The 16,007-nt window shown below is 63.5% G+C and carries 14 protein-coding genes; 2 read left to right on the forward strand and 12 right to left on the reverse strand.

Translation table 11 applies throughout. The features are described from left to right. Positions 1 to 6: 6 nt before the first annotated feature. The 12 genes from F758_RS0105015 to F758_RS0105070 all read right to left on the reverse strand — a co-directional run bounded on the left by F758_RS0105015 (position 7) and on the right by F758_RS0105070 (position 13,462). Positions 7 to 483, reverse strand: a complete 477-nt coding sequence (locus F758_RS0105015; protein WP_024506830.1) for a (2Fe-2S)-binding protein — start codon at positions 481 to 483, stop codon at positions 7 to 9. 19 nt (positions 484 to 502) lie between these two features. Then, positions 503 to 1,321, reverse strand: coding sequence for an FAD binding domain-containing protein (locus tag F758_RS0105020; protein WP_024506831.1), 819 nt, complete (start codon positions 1,319 to 1,321; stop codon positions 503 to 505). A 13-nt stretch (positions 1,322 to 1,334) separates the two neighbouring features. After that, positions 1,335 to 1,778: an SRPBCC family protein gene (locus F758_RS0105025; RefSeq protein WP_024506832.1), complete on the reverse strand. Its 444-nt coding sequence runs from the start codon at positions 1,776 to 1,778 to the stop codon at positions 1,335 to 1,337. A gap of 2 nt (positions 1,779 to 1,780) precedes the next feature. Further along, positions 1,781 to 2,218: an SRPBCC family protein gene (locus F758_RS0105030; RefSeq protein ID WP_024506833.1), complete on the reverse strand. Its 438-nt coding sequence runs from the start codon at positions 2,216 to 2,218 to the stop codon at positions 1,781 to 1,783. 7 nt (positions 2,219 to 2,225) lie between these two features. Then, positions 2,226 to 5,126 (reverse strand): flotillin family protein, encoded by a 2,901-nt coding sequence (locus F758_RS0105035; RefSeq protein ID WP_024506834.1) that lies wholly within the window; start codon positions 5,124 to 5,126, stop codon positions 2,226 to 2,228. A gap of 22 nt (positions 5,127 to 5,148) precedes the next feature. Continuing rightward, on the reverse strand, positions 5,149 to 5,982 hold the full coding sequence (locus tag F758_RS0105040) for a phosphoenolpyruvate hydrolase family protein (protein ID WP_024506835.1): 834 nt from the start codon (positions 5,980 to 5,982) through the stop codon (positions 5,149 to 5,151). Further along, a complete protein-coding gene (locus tag F758_RS0105045; RefSeq protein WP_024506836.1) occupies positions 5,969 to 8,203 on the reverse strand; it encodes an ABC transporter permease in 2,235 nt (744 codons plus the stop codon). The genes F758_RS0105040 and F758_RS0105045 overlap by 14 nt, the downstream gene beginning before the upstream one ends. Continuing rightward, positions 8,196 to 8,978: an ABC transporter ATP-binding protein gene (locus F758_RS0105050; RefSeq protein WP_024506837.1), complete on the reverse strand. Its 783-nt coding sequence runs from the start codon at positions 8,976 to 8,978 to the stop codon at positions 8,196 to 8,198. The genes F758_RS0105045 and F758_RS0105050 overlap by 8 nt, the downstream gene beginning before the upstream one ends. Continuing rightward, complete coding sequence (locus F758_RS0105055) at positions 8,971 to 10,053, reverse strand: branched-chain amino acid ABC transporter permease (RefSeq protein ID WP_024506838.1); 1,083 nt, start codon at positions 10,051 to 10,053, stop codon at positions 8,971 to 8,973. The genes F758_RS0105050 and F758_RS0105055 overlap by 8 nt, the downstream gene beginning before the upstream one ends. Before the next feature lies 1 nt (position 10,054). Continuing rightward, the gene (locus F758_RS0105060) at positions 10,055 to 11,065 is read right to left on the reverse strand and encodes a branched-chain amino acid ABC transporter permease (protein ID WP_024506839.1); all 1,011 of its coding nucleotides are present in this window, start codon (positions 11,063 to 11,065) and stop codon (positions 10,055 to 10,057) included. Between the two features lie 195 nt (positions 11,066 to 11,260). Beyond that, positions 11,261 to 12,088 carry an AraC family transcriptional regulator gene (locus F758_RS0105065; RefSeq protein WP_024506840.1) on the reverse strand — a complete coding sequence of 276 codons (828 nt, stop codon included), beginning with the start codon at positions 12,086 to 12,088 and terminating at the stop codon, positions 11,261 to 11,263. A gap of 123 nt (positions 12,089 to 12,211) precedes the next feature. Beyond that, positions 12,212 to 13,462 (reverse strand): ABC transporter substrate-binding protein, encoded by a 1,251-nt coding sequence (locus F758_RS0105070; protein WP_024506841.1) that lies wholly within the window; start codon positions 13,460 to 13,462, stop codon positions 12,212 to 12,214. 725 nt (positions 13,463 to 14,187) lie between these two features. Between F758_RS0105070 and F758_RS0105075 the strand changes: the two genes are divergently transcribed. Then, a complete protein-coding gene (locus tag F758_RS0105075) occupies positions 14,188 to 15,348 on the forward strand; it encodes a transporter substrate-binding domain-containing protein (RefSeq protein ID WP_024506842.1) in 1,161 nt (386 codons plus the stop codon). Further along, entirely contained in the window at positions 15,345 to 16,007 is a 663-nt protein-coding gene (locus F758_RS0105080; RefSeq protein ID WP_024506843.1) for an ANTAR domain-containing response regulator, read from the forward strand. The genes F758_RS0105075 and F758_RS0105080 overlap by 4 nt, the downstream gene beginning before the upstream one ends.

Consider the following 16,007-nt stretch of genomic DNA (forward strand, 5'->3'; position numbering starts at 1 on the left):
TGTCCTCTAGGCGCGGGCGCGACTGCTTGCGGCGGCGAGCACGGCGTTGATGATCGGCTCGTAACCGGTGCAGCGGCAGATGTTGCCCGAAATGGCCTCAATCACCTCGGCACGGCTCGGCTGTGGATTGCGATCGAGCAGCGCCTTTGCGGCCATCAGCATGCCCGGCGTGCAGTAGCCGCATTGCGCGGCAAAATTGTCGGCAAAGGCGCGCTGCAGCGGATGCAGGTTGGGGCCTTGCTTGATTCCATCCAGCGTCTCGATCGAGCGTCCTGCGACGGTCTCGGCCAGTGTTAGGCAGGCCAGGTGAAGTTCGCCGTCGATGAGCACGCTGCAAGCGCCGCAGCCGCCCTGACCGCAGCCGAATTTCGGCGTCATGTCACCGATCAACTCGCGCAGTGCGACCAGAAGATTGGTGCCGCCGTCGACGAAGATTGCGACGTCGCGACCATTGTGACGGAATTGCAGGGCGGTCTTGGACATCAGATCTATTCTCCGGGATCTACTCCTGGCCGGACAACAGGCGCCGTAAATGCACGCCAGCGATCTCGCGGCGGTACCAGGCGCTGCCCAGCGCATCGTCCACGGGCGAGGTGCCTTCGGTGATCGCTGAAGCAGCGGCGCTGATGCTGGAGGCATCGAGCGGGCGGCCCTCGAGCGCGCGTTCGGCGGCTCTGGCGCGAATGGGCATGGGTGCCATCGAGCCGAGCGCGAGGCGCGCGTCGAGCAGCCGGCCACTGCTCAGGGGCACGTAGGCCGCGAGCGTGATGACCGACCCGCCTTTCGGCCTGATCCGCGTGATCTTGCGATAGCGGAACGCCTCCGAGTTCGTCGGTTTCTGGCAGGAAATCGAGATGACGAGACTGCCGGCTTGCCGATCCCGTGATTGCAGAAATTCCTCGATCGGCACATTGCGTGCGCCGAAGCCGCCCTGCACGGTAACCGTCGCATCCAGCGCCAGCAGCGCGACTGTGAAATCGCCGTAAGGGTTGGGCGCGAACAGATTGCCGCCGACCGTCCCCATATTACGCACGGCAGGTCCGCCGATCGAGCGCGCCGGGGCGTGCAGGAACGCAAGGTCGCGCTCGGCAAGGATTTTTGCAAAAGTCACGCCGGCGCCGATCGTCACCCGCGGCCCCGCCGCGTCGATACGCCGCAACGCATGATCGTTGGCGCGCACGATGGTCGAAATCGAAATATCGCCTTCGTTCAGGGCGCGCATGACCAGCGTGCCGCCGCCAAGGTAACGCGCGGCCCGGTCCGATGACAGCGCGGATGCGGCTTCGCCTGCGCTGCCAAATGTCTTCACCGTGATCGGCATGATGTATCCGCTCTCATGCGGCCTCCTTAAGATGCGCCCGTATGGCCTCGAACCCGGCCTGGTAGATCTGCTCAGCGACCATTTGAGTGATGGTTTGCGCGTCCTCCGACTTGGTCGTGAATCGCGATTCCCAGTGCCAGAAGGTGCGGTCGCCGTCGGTAACCGGGAGCAGGCGGACATGGGCTACATAATTGAACATCGGGATCGGCGTATCGAGCAGGCAATAAGAGAAGGTCTGCTCGAGATCGGAGAGCGCCAGCAGCTGCTCGCGTAGCTCCGCACCGTCCTTCAACTTGAACCGACGCACACAGCCGATCTTGTCGGACGGCTGCGCTCGCTCGATAGTGCTGCTCGCGACCGCCGGATGCCAATGGTCGTGACCGTTGAAATCGCGCAGCACATTCCACACCGCATCGGTCGGTGCGTCGATGATCGTGCTCTTGACCACATGCGGCAAGGTTAGCCTCCGAATGCCCGCTTCAGCGCGTCAAATCCGCCCTGGAACACGCCACTGCCGATATTGTTGATGAGCTCGGCCTCGCGCTCCGGCGCGCAATCGAACTCCGCGGTCCACTCCAGGAACGTCTTGTCGCCGTCGGTCACCGGCGTGAGCCGCAGCGTCGCGACATAGTTCTCCACCCCCATCGGCGACTCCAGGATCGAGTATGTGCAGAACATGTCGTAGTCGGAGAGCCCAAGCAGCTTCTCACGGATGCGATCGCCGTTACGCAGGCGAAAATCGCGCACGCAGCCGATCTTGTCGGCAGGCTCGCCGCCCTCGATCCGGCTCTCCGCAATCGCCGGGTGCCAGTTGGGTAGACCATTGAAGTCGCGCACGCGCGCCCAGACGCGATCGTTGCGGGCATTGACGACGGAGGACACGTAGACTCTTGCCATAACGGCCTTAGCCTTTCTTGCGCGGGCTGCGCTCCGTGGGCGCCTCGGCAGGGGCGGCCTCCGCCGACGGCGGGACGGCCTTGCTGTCGCTCGCGCCTTTGCGGGCCGAATCCCTTATGCCTTGCATGTCACGCGCCTCGCGGATCAGGCCCGGCATCTTGGCAAGGCTGCCGCCTTCGACGCCGATGTCAGAGAGGATGGAGTCGATCAGCGGCGCCTGCACCCGGTAGCGCAGCGCTGAGTCGATCACCTCGTCGGTTGCGCTGCGACCAGAGCCATTGACGTGGCCATTGCCGTTGAGGCCGTCGACCTGCAGGATGCGGATGCCTTCGATCTTCTCCATCGGCTTGACGCTTTCGCGCACGATGCCCTCGATGCGGTCGAGCAGCTTTCGGCGGAACAGCGAGTAGCGGGCCTGGTCGGTGAGGACGTTCTCGGCCTCATTGAGCAGCCTCTGCGCTTCGGCCTCGACCGCCGCGCGCACACGCTCGGCTTCTGCCCCGATGCGGGTCTCCTCGGCCTGTTTCTCGGCGAGCAACACCTCGACCGTCTTGCGCCGCTTGGCAATCTCGCTCTCCCGCGCCGTCACCACGCGCTCGGCGGCCTCCGTTGCGCGCATTCGCGCTTCCTCGGCCGCGGCTCTGGCCGCGGACTCCTCAAGCGATTTCTGATGGATGGCGATAGCTTTTTCCATCATCGCCGTCTCGACGTCACGCTCCCGGCTGACTTCCAGCTTGCGCAGATCACGCTCGCGGCCGATCCGCGCCTCGTCGAGCCCGCGATCGGAGGCGATGCGGGCTCGCTCGACCTCCTCGCGCGAAGCGATCTCGGCTTCCTGCAGCGACTGCACGCGCGCGATTTCGAGCTGCTCGGTGGCGCGGCGCCGCTCCAGCCTTGCCGCATCGAGCGCCTGCTCGCGCGAGACGTCGGTGGTTTCGACCTCCTTGCGGGCCATGATCTCGGCCTGTCTGACCTGGCGGTCGGCGTCAACGCGCTCGGCGCGTTTGGCAGAGAGTGCAATGACGCGCTCCTCGTCGGCGATCTCGATCGTCTTTTTCTGCTCGATGTTGAGGATTTCGCGGGTCTTCGACGAGGCGATGCGCTCGGATTCCAGTGCCAATTCAACGCCGATCCGCTGCCGCTCGATGGCGTCGCGGCGCTTGAGCTCGGCGGCTTCGATTGCCTCGGTTCGCTCGATCTCCAGCGATCGCGTTTCCCGCTCGGCGCGGATGCGCTCGGCCGCGACAGCCTTTTCCTGGGCGATACGGGCGGCTTCGATAGCCTCGCGAGACGCGATATCGGCTTCCTCGACCGCGCGGTTGCGCGCGATCTCGAGCGAGCGGACGCGCTCCTCCAGTGCGATACGCGAGGCTTCGGTAGTCTCTCGCGCGGCGATGCCGGCGACCTCGATCGCCTGATTGCGCTCGATCTCGAGCTTGCGGGTCGCGTGTTCGGAAGAGATGCGCTCGGCGGCAAGCGCTCGCTCGCGCGCGATCCGGGCCGTCTCGACCGCGCGCTGCGCCTCGATCTCGGCTTCCTGGATAGCGCGCACCTGCGCGATCTCGAGCGCACGCGTTTTCTCGTCGGAGGCGATGCGGTCTGCGTTGACCGTCGTGGTCTGGGCGATGCGCGCCCGTTCGGTCGCCTCGCGCGCCGCGATTTCGGCTTCTTCGACGATGCGGGTGCGCTCAATCTCGCGACGACGGGTCTCTTCCTCGTTGGCGATGCGGGCATCTGTGACGACGCGATCCTGCTGGATCCGCGCCTTCTCGACCGCTTCGCGCGCGGCGATCTCGGCTTCCTCCACCGTGCGCATGCGCTCGATATCGTGCTGACGCACCTCGCGTTCGGACGCGATGCGTGCGGTATCTACGGCGCGCTGATTGGCGATCCGGGCCTTCTCCACTTCCTCGCGCGCGACGAGCTCCTTCTCCTCGATGGCCCGTGTGCGCTCGATCTCCTTCTGGCGAGTTTCGCGCTCGGAGGCGATGCGTGCTTCCGCGATGGCCTGCTCATTGGTGATGCGAGCCTTTTCGATCGCCTCGCGCGCGGCGATCTGCGCCTGCTCGGCTTCGGTCTCGCGCAACGCGCGCTCGCGCGCCACTTCCGTGCGCTGCAACGCGCGGCGCATCTCGATGTCGCGCTCCTGCTCAAGCCGCGCGGTTTCGCTCTCGCGCTCGATCTCAAGCGCCTGCCGTTCGGCTTCGAGATTGCGGGAGCGGATCTTGATCATCGAGTCCTGTTCGATGTCGTTGCGCAGCTTGCGCTTGGCTTCGATGTCTTCCATCAGACGGGTGAGGCCCTCGGCATCGAAACGGTTCGACGGGTTGAAGAATTCGAGATCGGTCTGGTCGAGATCAGTGATGGCGACTGATTCGAGCTCGAGGCCGTTTAGCGCCAGGGCTTCGGCGGCCGCAGCTTTGACGCGCGCGACATATTCCCCGCGCTGCTCGTGCATCTGCTCCATGGTCATTTCGGAAGCGACGGAGCGGATGGCAGAAACGAATTTGCCGGACAAGAGCGCATGCAGCTTCTCGGGTTCCATGGTACGGCGGCCGAGGGTGGCGGCGGCGATCGCCACGGCTTCGCGCGTCGGCTGCACGCGAACATAGAAGTCGGCCTCGATGTCGACGCGCATGCGGTCCCGGGTGATCACCGCATCCTGCTTGGCGCGTACGATGCCCATCGGCAGGACATTCATATTGACGGGCGTGTAGTCGTGGATGAACGGCAGCACGAAGGCGCCGCCATTGATCACTACGCGTTCGCCAAGAAAGCCGGTGCGGACGAAGGAGATCTCCTTGGATGAGCGTTGATAGAGCCAGTTCACGATGTAGACGCCGATCACGATCAGAATGATCGCGACGATCAGCCAGAGGATCAATTGACCAATGAGAAACCCTGACATAGTCGTTCTCCTCTAGAGTCGATCAGCGCACGCCGATCGCCTTGAATTTGCGGACTTGATCCGTGAGCGCCCGCTCTACCGGCAGCCGCTCCATCGAGGAGGCGCCATAGAAGCCGTGGCAATGGCGGGTGTTCTTCATGATGAAATCGGCATGCTCGGGATCGGCGATCGGGCCGCCATGCGCGAGCACGAGGATCTTTGGATTGATGCTCAGCGCCGCGGCAGCCCAGGTGTCGATGCGCTTCGGGCAGTCTTCCAGCTTCAGCGCCGTGTGCGCGCCGATCGATCCGCCTGTCGTGAGGCCGAGATGGCAGACGATGATGTCGGCCCCGGCAATCGCCATCGCCGCGGCTTCCTTCTCGGTGAACACGTAGGGCGTCGTCAGCATGTTCTTCTCATGCGCTTTCGCGATCATCTCGATTTCGAGCGCGTATGACATGCCGGTTTCCTCGAGATTGGCGCGGAAGGTGCCGTCGATCAGCCCGACGGTCGGAAAGTTTTGCACGCCCGAAAAGCCGAGCGCCTTCAGTTGGTCGAGGAAGAGATCCATGTCGCGGAACGGATCGGTGCCATTGACACCCGCGAGCACCGGCGTCTTGGTCACGATGGGCAGCACCTCCGCCGCCATTTCGACCACGATGGCGTTGGCGTCGCCGTACGGCATGAGCCCGGCGAGCGAACCGCGTCCGGCCATGCGATAGCGCCCCGAGTTGTAGATGACGATGAGGTCGACGCCGCCGGCCTCTTCGCATTTGGCCGAGAGACCGGTGCCGGCGCCGCCGCCAACGATCGGCTGGCCGCGGGCGACCATGTCGTGAAATTTCTCCAGGACTTCTCCGCGTTCAAACATGGCCATGGTTATACCTCGCCGCCCTACGCCGTCCGCCTGCGCGCCCGAGCAGGCTTCGGAACGTGCTGACAATGGCGACGGCGAACTCGGGATCGTTGATGTTGTGCCTGACACGAATGAGCTGGCGGGTGCTGGTCTGGCGCACCGTGCGCTCCAGCGCGCGAAACAGCGCTGCATCTGCTTCCGGGTCCCAGAACGGCTGGCCCGGCGCATCGAGCGCGGACACGCCACCCTCCGGCAGGAAGAAGCGCACCGGGCCGTCCATCTGGTTGAGCCGTTCGCCGATCCAGCGCCCCATGCGCTCGTTCTCCTCCGGCGTGGTCCGCATCAAGGTGACTTGAGGATTGTGGACATGGAATTTGCGCTTGGCGTAACGCTCGGGGACGGTGTCCGGCGCGCCAAAATTGACCATGTCGAGCGCGCCCGTGGCGCCGACATAGGGCACGCGTTTTCGGATGATCGCACCGAGGCGATCTTCAGTTGCCGGAAACACGCCGCCCATCAGGAGATCGCAGACCTCGGTCGTAGTGAGGTCGATCACTGCGGCGAGCTGACCCGATTCGACGAGCTTCTCCATCGAACGGCCGCCGACGCCGGTGGCGTGAAACACCAGACATTCGAACTCGTCGTGGAGATCGGCTGCGATCTTCTGCACGGCCGGCGTCGTTACGCCGAACATGGTGATCCCGACCGCGGGAAGCGTCGTGCCCGCGTTGCGCTCAAAGCCCGCGCGCTGATCGAGCCGGGCCTTTACCATGCCGACCAGCGCATTGGCGCCGTTGGCAAGCACCGCGCGCGAGATCGAGTTCAGCCCCTGCACGTCGGTCACCGAATACATCATGGTGATGTCGGCAGGCCCGACATAGGGGCCGACATCGCCCGAGGCGACTGACGAAATGATGAGCTTCGGTACGCCGACGGGCAGGGCGCGCATCCCGGGGGCGACCAGCGAGGCGCCGCCCGAGCCGCCGGCCGAGATAATGCCGGCGATATTGCCCTGGCGGCGCACCCAATTCGCAAAGGCTTCCGCCATCGCTGTTACCGCGGCACCGCGATCGTGACCGAACACGGCCGCGCCGCCGCGCCCGTGATTGAGCGCGATTTCCTGCGCCGTGATGTCGCAGGTCGACGGCTTGCCGCTGGTCGAGAGATCGACGAGCCGCGTTCGCAGCCCACTTGCGGCGATGATGTCGCGGATGTAGCGCAGCTCGGTACCCTTGGTGTCGAGCGTTCCGGCGATCAACACGACCGGCGGTCCGGATGTCTGGGCAAGCGGTGCTTCGCGTCGCTGCCGCACCTCCTCGATGCGCGCTACGCCGGTCGAGAGCGTCCGTGCCGCGGCCTCAATCCGAGCGATCGGCACCGGTTGCGACCAGCGCGTCGGCAGCGTGGGGTTGGAGATATAGACGCGAACAGGTCCTTTGGGGCGCGCGGGCTGCGGCGCGCGGTCCGTCTCGGCCCGCTGCGGCTCGGCCGCAATATCCGGATCGATGTCCGCATGCAGCCCGACGCCGAGCAGGCGCTGTTGCAGGTCACGGTCGGCGGCAAGCCGCTCGGACTCGATGATGCGGTTGACACGTCCGTTGACCATGACCGCGACGTTGCGCGACACGGCTGTCGCCACTCCGATATTCTGCTCGATCACCAGCACGGAGATGTCGCCGTCCTCGCCGAGCCGCACCAGCATCTCCTCGACCTGGGCGACGATCACGGGCGCGAGACCCTCTGTCGGTTCATCCATGATCAGGAGATGCGGATTCGTCAGAAGCGCGCGCGAGATCGCCAGCATCTGCTGCTCGCCGCCGGAGAGCTGGCCGCCGCTATGGTTCTTGCGCTCGCCAAGGCGCGGGAAAGTCTCGTAGATGCGCTCGACCGTCCAGGGTCCGCGCCTAATCCCTGCGGCGAGCTGCAAATGCTCGTCGACGCTGAGCGAGCGCCACAGCCTCCGTCCTTGCGGGACATAGCCAATGCCAAACCGCGCGATCGCCGCCGGCGCCAAGCCAGTGATATCTTCGCCACGCACGCGCACCGAACCGCCGCTCGGGCTCAGCAGCCCCATGATGGCGTTGCACAGCGTCGTCTTGCCCATGCCGTTGCGGCCGACCACCGAGAATACGCCGCGATCGAGCGTCAGGTTGATCCCTTGCAGCGCATGCGAATGGCCGTAATAGACGTCGAGGCCCTTCACCTCGAGCGCGGGCACGGAGGAGCGGCGGACATCATTCATGGCCGCCTCCGAGATAGAGTTCCTGCACCTCCGGATCGGATTCGATCTCGCGCGGCAGGCCTTCCTTGAAGATGCGGCCGTTGTGCATCATCGTGACGTTCTCGACCACGCGCAGTGCCACATCCATGTCGTGCTCGATGATGATGTAGCCGATATGGGCGGGCAGCGCGGTCAGGATCTCGATCAGCTCCAGTCGCTCCGTGGGCGACAGCCCCGCCGCCGGTTCGTCGAACAGGATGAAGCGCGGCGCGCCGGCGAGGGCGAGGGCGATTTCGAGCTGGCGCTGCTGTCCGTGCGCAAGCTCGGCGACGCGCTGATCCTTGACCGCGCTCAAATGCACGGCCTGGACCAGCGCTTCGGCCGACTGCATCAGCGCATCGTTCTGGCTGGGACGCAGCATGGAAAAGCGTCCGCGCGAAACGCCGCGGCAGGCGAGATAGACATTGTCCTGCACTGTAAGCCCGGGAAACAGGGCGGAGATCTGGTAAGTGCGGCGCAGGCCGCGGCGGATACGCTCATAGGGCGGGAAATGCGTGATGTCCTCGCCGAAGAAGCGGATAGTGCCGGAGGAGGGCGGGAAGTCGCCTGTGATGCAGTTGAACAGCGTGGTCTTGCCGGCGCCGTTCGAGCCGAGCACCGCGCGCCGCTCACCCGGCCTCACGGTGATTGTGACGTCGGTCAGCGCGGCGAGCGCGCCGAACATCCGAGTGACGCCGCGAAGCTCGAGTGCAGCTCCGGCGCCGACGGCCGAGAGACGCTGTGCGAAGCTATCCATGGCCGTGACGCCTGCTTGTGCCGACCGAAGCGGATCGGCTGCGCTTCCAGCGCTCCCAAAGCCCGATTACTCCATCGGAGGACCAGAACACGATGGCAAGGAAGCCAAGCCCGATCAGAAGGCGGAAGCGGTTGCCGTCCAGCCCGATCCTGACCAGGAAGTCGAGCGCGAAGGTGCGCAGGATGACGAAGATGAAGGCACCGATGAACGGCCCAATCGGCCGCGTGATGCCGCCGACGACGGCGATGATCAGGATGTCGATGGCGGCCCCGACGCTGACCGAGCCCGGTGCGATCTGCCTGTAGTTCCAGACCTGCAGTATGCCGCCGAGCGCGGCGACGAAAGAGGCGAAAGCGTAGGCCGCGACGCGATGCGCGTTGACATTGAAGCCGAGCGCGGCCATGCGGCGCGGATTATCGCGCACCCCTTGCAGCGCAAGCCCAAACGGGGCACGCGACAGATATTCGATCGCGAAGTAGCAGAGCGCCGCAACCGCGAGCACCACATAATAGAATGGTATGTCGGCGCGCCAGTCGACGCCCCAGAAGTGCGGAGTTGCGATGGTGTTGATGCCAGTGTGACCATTGAAGAGCGGCCAGTTCTGGTTGGTGAAATAGAAGAAGGCTGCGGCGATCGCGAGCGTGATCATGATGGTGTAGATGCCAGCGGTACGGACCGCCAGCGCGCCACCAAGCGTGCCGAAAATGGTTGCGAGCGCCAGTGCCATCGGTGTTGCCAGCCACCAGGGCCAGCCCAGGCTGATGTTCGCGCTCGCGCTCGTGCCGAAGATGGCATACATGTAGCCGGCAAAGCCTGCGATGGTGAGCTGCATCAAGCTTACCATGCCGCCATAGCCTGCGAGAAACATCAGGCTGAGCGCGACAATTCCGAGGATCAGCGTGGTGGCGAAGATCTCGATCAGGAAGAAGCCGTTGGCGATCAGCGGCATGATCAGCAGAAGGGTGGCAACGATCCAGGCGGCCGGATTGTTGATCTCCGGCCAGGTGCGGATGGATGGGCGCGCCGCAATCGTAGGCGGGGTCGCGTGAGCGTGGGCGCCGTGGCTTAGCGACATGTCACCGCCTCGCCAGCAAGCCCTGCGGCCGCAGCGCCAGCACCAGGACCATGATCAGGAAGGTCACGACGATTGCATAGGTCGGGATGTAGACCGAGCCGAGTTGCTCGGCCAGCCCGATGATCAGCGCGCCAAGCGCCGCCCCCGGTATCGAACCCATGCCGCCGACAATCACCACCACAAGCGACGCCAGCAGAAAGCGCGTATCCTCGCCGGGCGAAAGCGATGAAAACGTCCCGCCGACGACGCCCGCGATTCCTGCAAGACCGGCGCCAAGCGCAAAGACGAGGACGAACACGAGCTGAATGCGCACGCCGGTGGCAGCGAGAATATCGCGGTCATCGACGCCGGCGCGGATGATCATGCCGATGCGGGTGCGGTTGAGCGCAAGCCACATGCCGACCCCGATCACGATCGAGGCCAGGAAGATGACGATCCGCACCAGTGGATATTGCAGATAGATCGCTTCGCCCGAGGAGCGCACCGCGGTGACAAGCGGAATCTCCACGGGGCCGATCAACCAGCTCGGCGTCTGGATCTGGTAGAAGTCACCGCCGAAGGCCCACAACATCAGGTCGGCAAACACGATCGAAAGACCGATGGTCACCATCGTCTGCCGCAGATCCTGGCCCTCCATGCGGCGGAAGACGACGATCTGCAGCAGGATCCCGACCAGCGCGACGATAGTGAAGGCGACGATGAAGCCCAGGATCCACGAGCCGGTCGAGCTGCTGATGATGTAGCCGACATAGCCGCCGAACAGGTAGAGCGAGCCATGCGCCAGATTAACGTTGCGCATCAGCCCGAAGATCAGGGTGAAACCGCTGGCGACCAGGAAATAAAGCCCGCCAAGCGTGATGCCGTTGAAGACGGCGTTGAGAAAGACCTTCTTCCTGCCGATCGCCTCTTCAAGGCCCGGCGGCCAGACCGCGAAGATCAGCCAGAGCAGGATCGCGACCGCAAGGATCCCGATCAGCGCCCAGGCCGGATGGCGTTCGATGAACCTGGTCACGGGCACCGCCCGTTCGCCGAGATAGCGCTCGCGCGAGCCTCGCTGCCTCGGTCAGGCGCAAAGCAATCGGCTGCTCGCCTCGCCATGGACGTGCATCCTCCCGCTGGTGGCGACCTCTTTCGGGTCGCGTTCTGCACATCCTAGCGTGATCGCAAGCCGGGCGTTTGATCCTCAGTATCTTTTCGAAAAGCATCGTCAGGGCCGCAAGACCTTGGCTGCGCGCCGGTATTCGGTCGGCGCCAGCCCGACATTGGCGGCAAAGAAGCGGGTGAACGCACTCTGGGACGAGAAACCGAGATCGACGCTGATGTCGGCGATTGGGGTCTCGGTCGCAACCAGCGAGTCCAGCGCGTGCTCCATGATCAGCGTATTCAGATAGAGGTTGGGCGTAATACCCGTTTGTGTCCGGAACAACCGATAGAAGTGTGGGCGCGACAGACCGGATTCGCGGGCGATGGTGTCGAGTTCGATCTCGGCGCCGAGGCCTTCCGACATGAGCTTGATGGATTTGCGCACGCGAAAATCCGTAACGGCTGCCGCCGCCTTGATGTCCTGGGTTGGCGCGGATTGGAACCAGCTCTCGGCGTGGCAGATGTCGATTAGCTGGCGAAGTTCGCTGTCGAGGGTGCTTAGCGAAGGCGCGCCGCAGACAAGCGCGGCCGTGTGTCTGATCTGCTTCCTAAGGCTATGTGTTCGCTTGAAGGAGGTGCGGCCGAAACGCAGCCCGTTCGCGTTGGCCGCGCTTGGGGCGAACCATTCCCAATTGACATAAAGCACAAAGAAGATTGCGCCGCTGTCTGTGTCGGTGGGAACGAAATTATGCGGCTCCCAGGGATTGACAGCGACGACGGAATCGTCCGCCAGCAGATGACGTTTGTCGCAAACGTCGATTTGCGCCGGAGTGCCGCCGACGTGAAAGATCAGATGCCCTTCACGATGCGCATGCACGTTGAAGGGCCGGTTCAACTGGTACACCGTCGCGCGGCCGAAGCGGCCGTGGAAGACGGCGAGCGCACGGCTCATGCCCCTCCCTCCCGCTGGATGTTTTTGTTTTTTACAGCGTTCAATATCCGGGGAGGGAATGCAAGTGCAGAGCGCAGACCTATCGCCCTTCTCGCGGTCGTCCGCTCGCAAGTGCAAAATAGGTCAGTACTTCTTGCACTCCGGGACCGTGCGGCTGGGCAGACCGATCTTGGCAAACACCGCAGGATCGTAGCCAAGCGTCTGGTTCACATTTGGAATCACCTTGACGACCTTGGAAAACAGCGCGCCCTTGCCGTCGTCGACCACTTCGGTCACGAAGTTCGTGCCGATTGCCTGGCGGTTGGAATCGAGCCTGATCTTGCCGTTGGGCGCATCGATCTCGAGCTTGGCAAGCGCCGTCTTCAGCTTTTCCTGGTTGTTGCTGAGGTCGCCATTGACCTGGCGCAGCGCCAGGATCAGCGCCATAGTCGCGTCATAGTAGTTTGTCGCGAGCAGGGACGGGCTCGGGAAGCGCTTCTCCGGCGGGAAGGAATCCTGATAGGCCTTGACGAATTTCTGCCAACCCGGATCGTCCCAGGTGTCGGCCTGGCCGCTTGCAGCGATCGTGCCGATCAGCGCATTCTTGGCGCTGCCCTTGGCGGAGAGAATGGTCTGGTCGACCAGGATCGAGCCGCCCATGAGGTGCGCCTTGCCGCCGGCCTGCTGATATTGATTCAGGAAATTGACTGCGTCCGCGCCGCCGAGCCCGAGATAGATCGCATCGACATCGTCAGGCAGTGATGCGATCACCGAGGCAAAGTCCTTGGTCCCGAGCGGCACCCATTGCCGGCTCGTCACCTGGCCGCCGGCGCCGCAAAAATCGAGCACCAGGCCGAACACCTGCGTGTAGACGAAGGAATAGTCCTCGCCGACGGTCGCGATCTTGCGATAACCCTTGTCCTCATAGGCGTATTTGCCGAGGCCCACCTGCCACTGCGCGCCGTCCATGTTGAAACGGAAAAAATTCGGTGCCGGGTCGACGTAAGTCGTCTCCTGCGCGCCGGAGGCCGCGTTCACGAAGGTCAGCTCAGGATGCGTCTTTGCGAAATTCTTCACCGCAATACCTTCATCGCCCGATAGCGGCGAGAGCAGGATCTGCACCTTGTCCTGCTCGATCAGCTTGCGGACCGCGCGCACGGCCGAGTCCGGCGTCGCGTCTGTCGAGGCTACGACGTAGTCGAGTTCCTTGTCGCCGATCTTCTTGCCGAAGGTGTTGAGTGCGGTCTGGAAACCGCGCATACCATCCTCGCCGAGCACCGTATAGGTGCCCTCAAGCGTCGCCGTGACGCCGACCTTAATCTTCTCCTGAGCCATAGCTGCGCCTGAAAGAAAAAGGCTCGTCAATGCGATCAGTCCGATACTGCCTTTCGACATTGCACTCCTCCCTGATGTCGCCAAACGATGGTCGCCGGCTGTGCTGCGGGCTTATTGCCGCATCGCAAAGCTTCACATGATGTGTGCAAGGCTAGCCGATGACCGGGACGCTGCGCGTCTCTCGACCTCCTTCAGCTTGATGGGCAGTCTCATTTTTGCATGCTGCGCCGCAGAAGCCGGTGCTTCGCGCAGCGGCTTACATCTCACTTGAGGTGAACTTTGGCGAGGGCGATACCCTTGAGAAGCTGGCGCCGGCGCTTCTTCACTCTTCAAAGAGTCGTTAGGGCCTGCAGCTTCTAGAATATCAATCGTCATGCAGCCGGTTTCAGAGTTGAAGCGGCGGATGAGCCGCACATTCGACAACTGATCGAAGCGACGATCTCGAATTCTTAGGAGTTGTCGTTGTCATCTTTTGCGTTCCGCGATACGGCCTCAGTACCTGATCCCTTGGATCTGAAAAGAGTACGCTGGCGACCGCAGCCCCGGGGGCCCGTTGCACAGTTTTGCTGCAGCAAGAAGCGAATCGATGCAAGCTTCGCTCCAACAATGCGCTTGACATCAAACTCGTTCTAAGGGAGCCTAAACTGTAAGCGTTGGGCGAGGCTGCCCACTAACGCGACAAGTTCAACCAGTTCCAACGCCACGCATTAGCTGCGTGTTTGGTTGGTGGCGAGGACGCCCTCGGCCTGATGGCCGACGGGCGTTTTTTGTTTGGATTGAGGCGAATGGCGCGCGGCTCCTACCGTATCGGCGTGATGTTCTCGACGACGGGATCCTACAGCGTCGTCGCGCGTTCGATGCTGAACGGAGCATTGCTGGCCGTTCGCGAAGTTGCGGAAAGCCGAGACACCGCGGCGCTTGAGCCGGTCGTAGTCAATCCCGCTGGTGATCTTTCGCGCTATCGCGAGCTCAGTTGCGAGCTTCTCGGCAGCGGTATCCGCCATGTCGTCGGCTGCTATACATCGTCGAGCCGAAAGGAGGTCATTCCCTGCTTCGAAAAGTTCGATGGGCTGCTTTGGTATCCATCGCACTACGAGGGCTTCGAGAGCTCCGATAACGTGATCTACACCGGTGCGTCGCCCAATCAGCACGTGTTACCTCTCGTCGATTATCTGGCGCCGCGTGCCGGCGTCCGCGCCTTCTGTGTCGGCTCCAACTACATCTGGGCCTGGGAAAACAACCGGATCTTTCGCGAGGCGCTGACTGCGCGCGGCGGCGTGGTCATCGCCGAGCGCTATCTGTCGGTGGGTGATACGGAGTTCGACCTGGTGATAGCGGCGATCCTTCGCGAGCGTCCTGATTTCGTCTTCAACAATCTGATCGGCACCAGCGCCTACGCCTTTTTCCGCGCCTTTCGGGCCGCATGCCGTGCGCGCGGCATTGACCAGGCCAACGAGATTCCGGTCGTGAGCTGCACCTTGTCGGAGCCGGAGCTTTCCGAAATAGGCCGCGACGCGATTGACGGTCATTTGAGCTCCAGCGTCTATTTTTCCTCGCTGCAATCGCAGGCCAACGCGACGTTCATCAGCGCTTATGCCAAGGCATTTCCGGACGGACCGGCGTCATCAGCCGACGCCGAGGCTTCCTATATCGCGGTCAAGCTTCTCGCCGCAGCCCTGCAACAGGCAGGCACCGACGACGCACGCGCCGTGCGCTCGGCCGTCGCCAACCAGCGGCTGGTGGCGCCGCAAGGCGAGGTACGCATCGATCCGCAGACCTATCACGCGTGGCTGACGCCCCGAATTGGAAGGTCATTGGCCAATGGTCAGTTCGAGGTGTTGCTCGAAGCGCGCGGCCCGGTCGCGCCTGATCCGTATCTCGTCCAGTCCTCGCCCCGATTTGCAGTCGCCATGCGCTCCCCGACGCTGAGAGTGGTGCAATCATGAATTTCCGACCGCTTCAGAATTTCAAAGGCGGCCGCGCGATCATCGTCGCCAAGCGCAGCGGATGGGAAGGTGCGCTCGAGACGACGCTCGCCAAGCTCGGCGTTTCCAGCGAATATCCCGAGATCGTTGCCGGCCGTGTGCAGGTCGATGTGGCGGGCCTGCAGCCTGAACGGGATATTCTCTTCATCGATGGCGACCTCGACGGCGCGCTGGCGATCGAGGTCAATCCCGGCTCGTGCCTGCCCCCGGTGCCGGTGATTGGGCTCGTTGGTGTCGAGGCGCCGAGCCGGCTCAAAGCGCTGGTCAATCTCGGCGCCACCTCATTCCTGCGCAAGCCTGTGCATGGCGGGGCCGTCTACACGGCCCTCTTCATGGGGGTCAATCAGTTCCTGCTGCGCAGCGACATGTATGCGCGCCTGCAGGACCTGGAGGAGCGTCGCCGTGGGCGCCGCGCGGTGGTGCGGGCGATCATCCTGTTGATGCAGGGTGGGCTCGACGAGGACGCCGCCTATTCCCAGCTCCGGCGTGAAAGCATGCGCGCGCGGCAGAACCTGGAACTCTATTGCGAGGAGCTTCTAAGCAAACGGGCAAGGCCGCCCGATATTTCCTGCCGTACGACCAGCACGACGCTGCAAGGCGGCAATAAGCGAGCGATGTAG

Source organism: Bradyrhizobium sp. ARR65, from assembly GCF_000472385.1.
GTDB lineage: Bacteria > Pseudomonadota > Alphaproteobacteria > Rhizobiales > Xanthobacteraceae > Bradyrhizobium.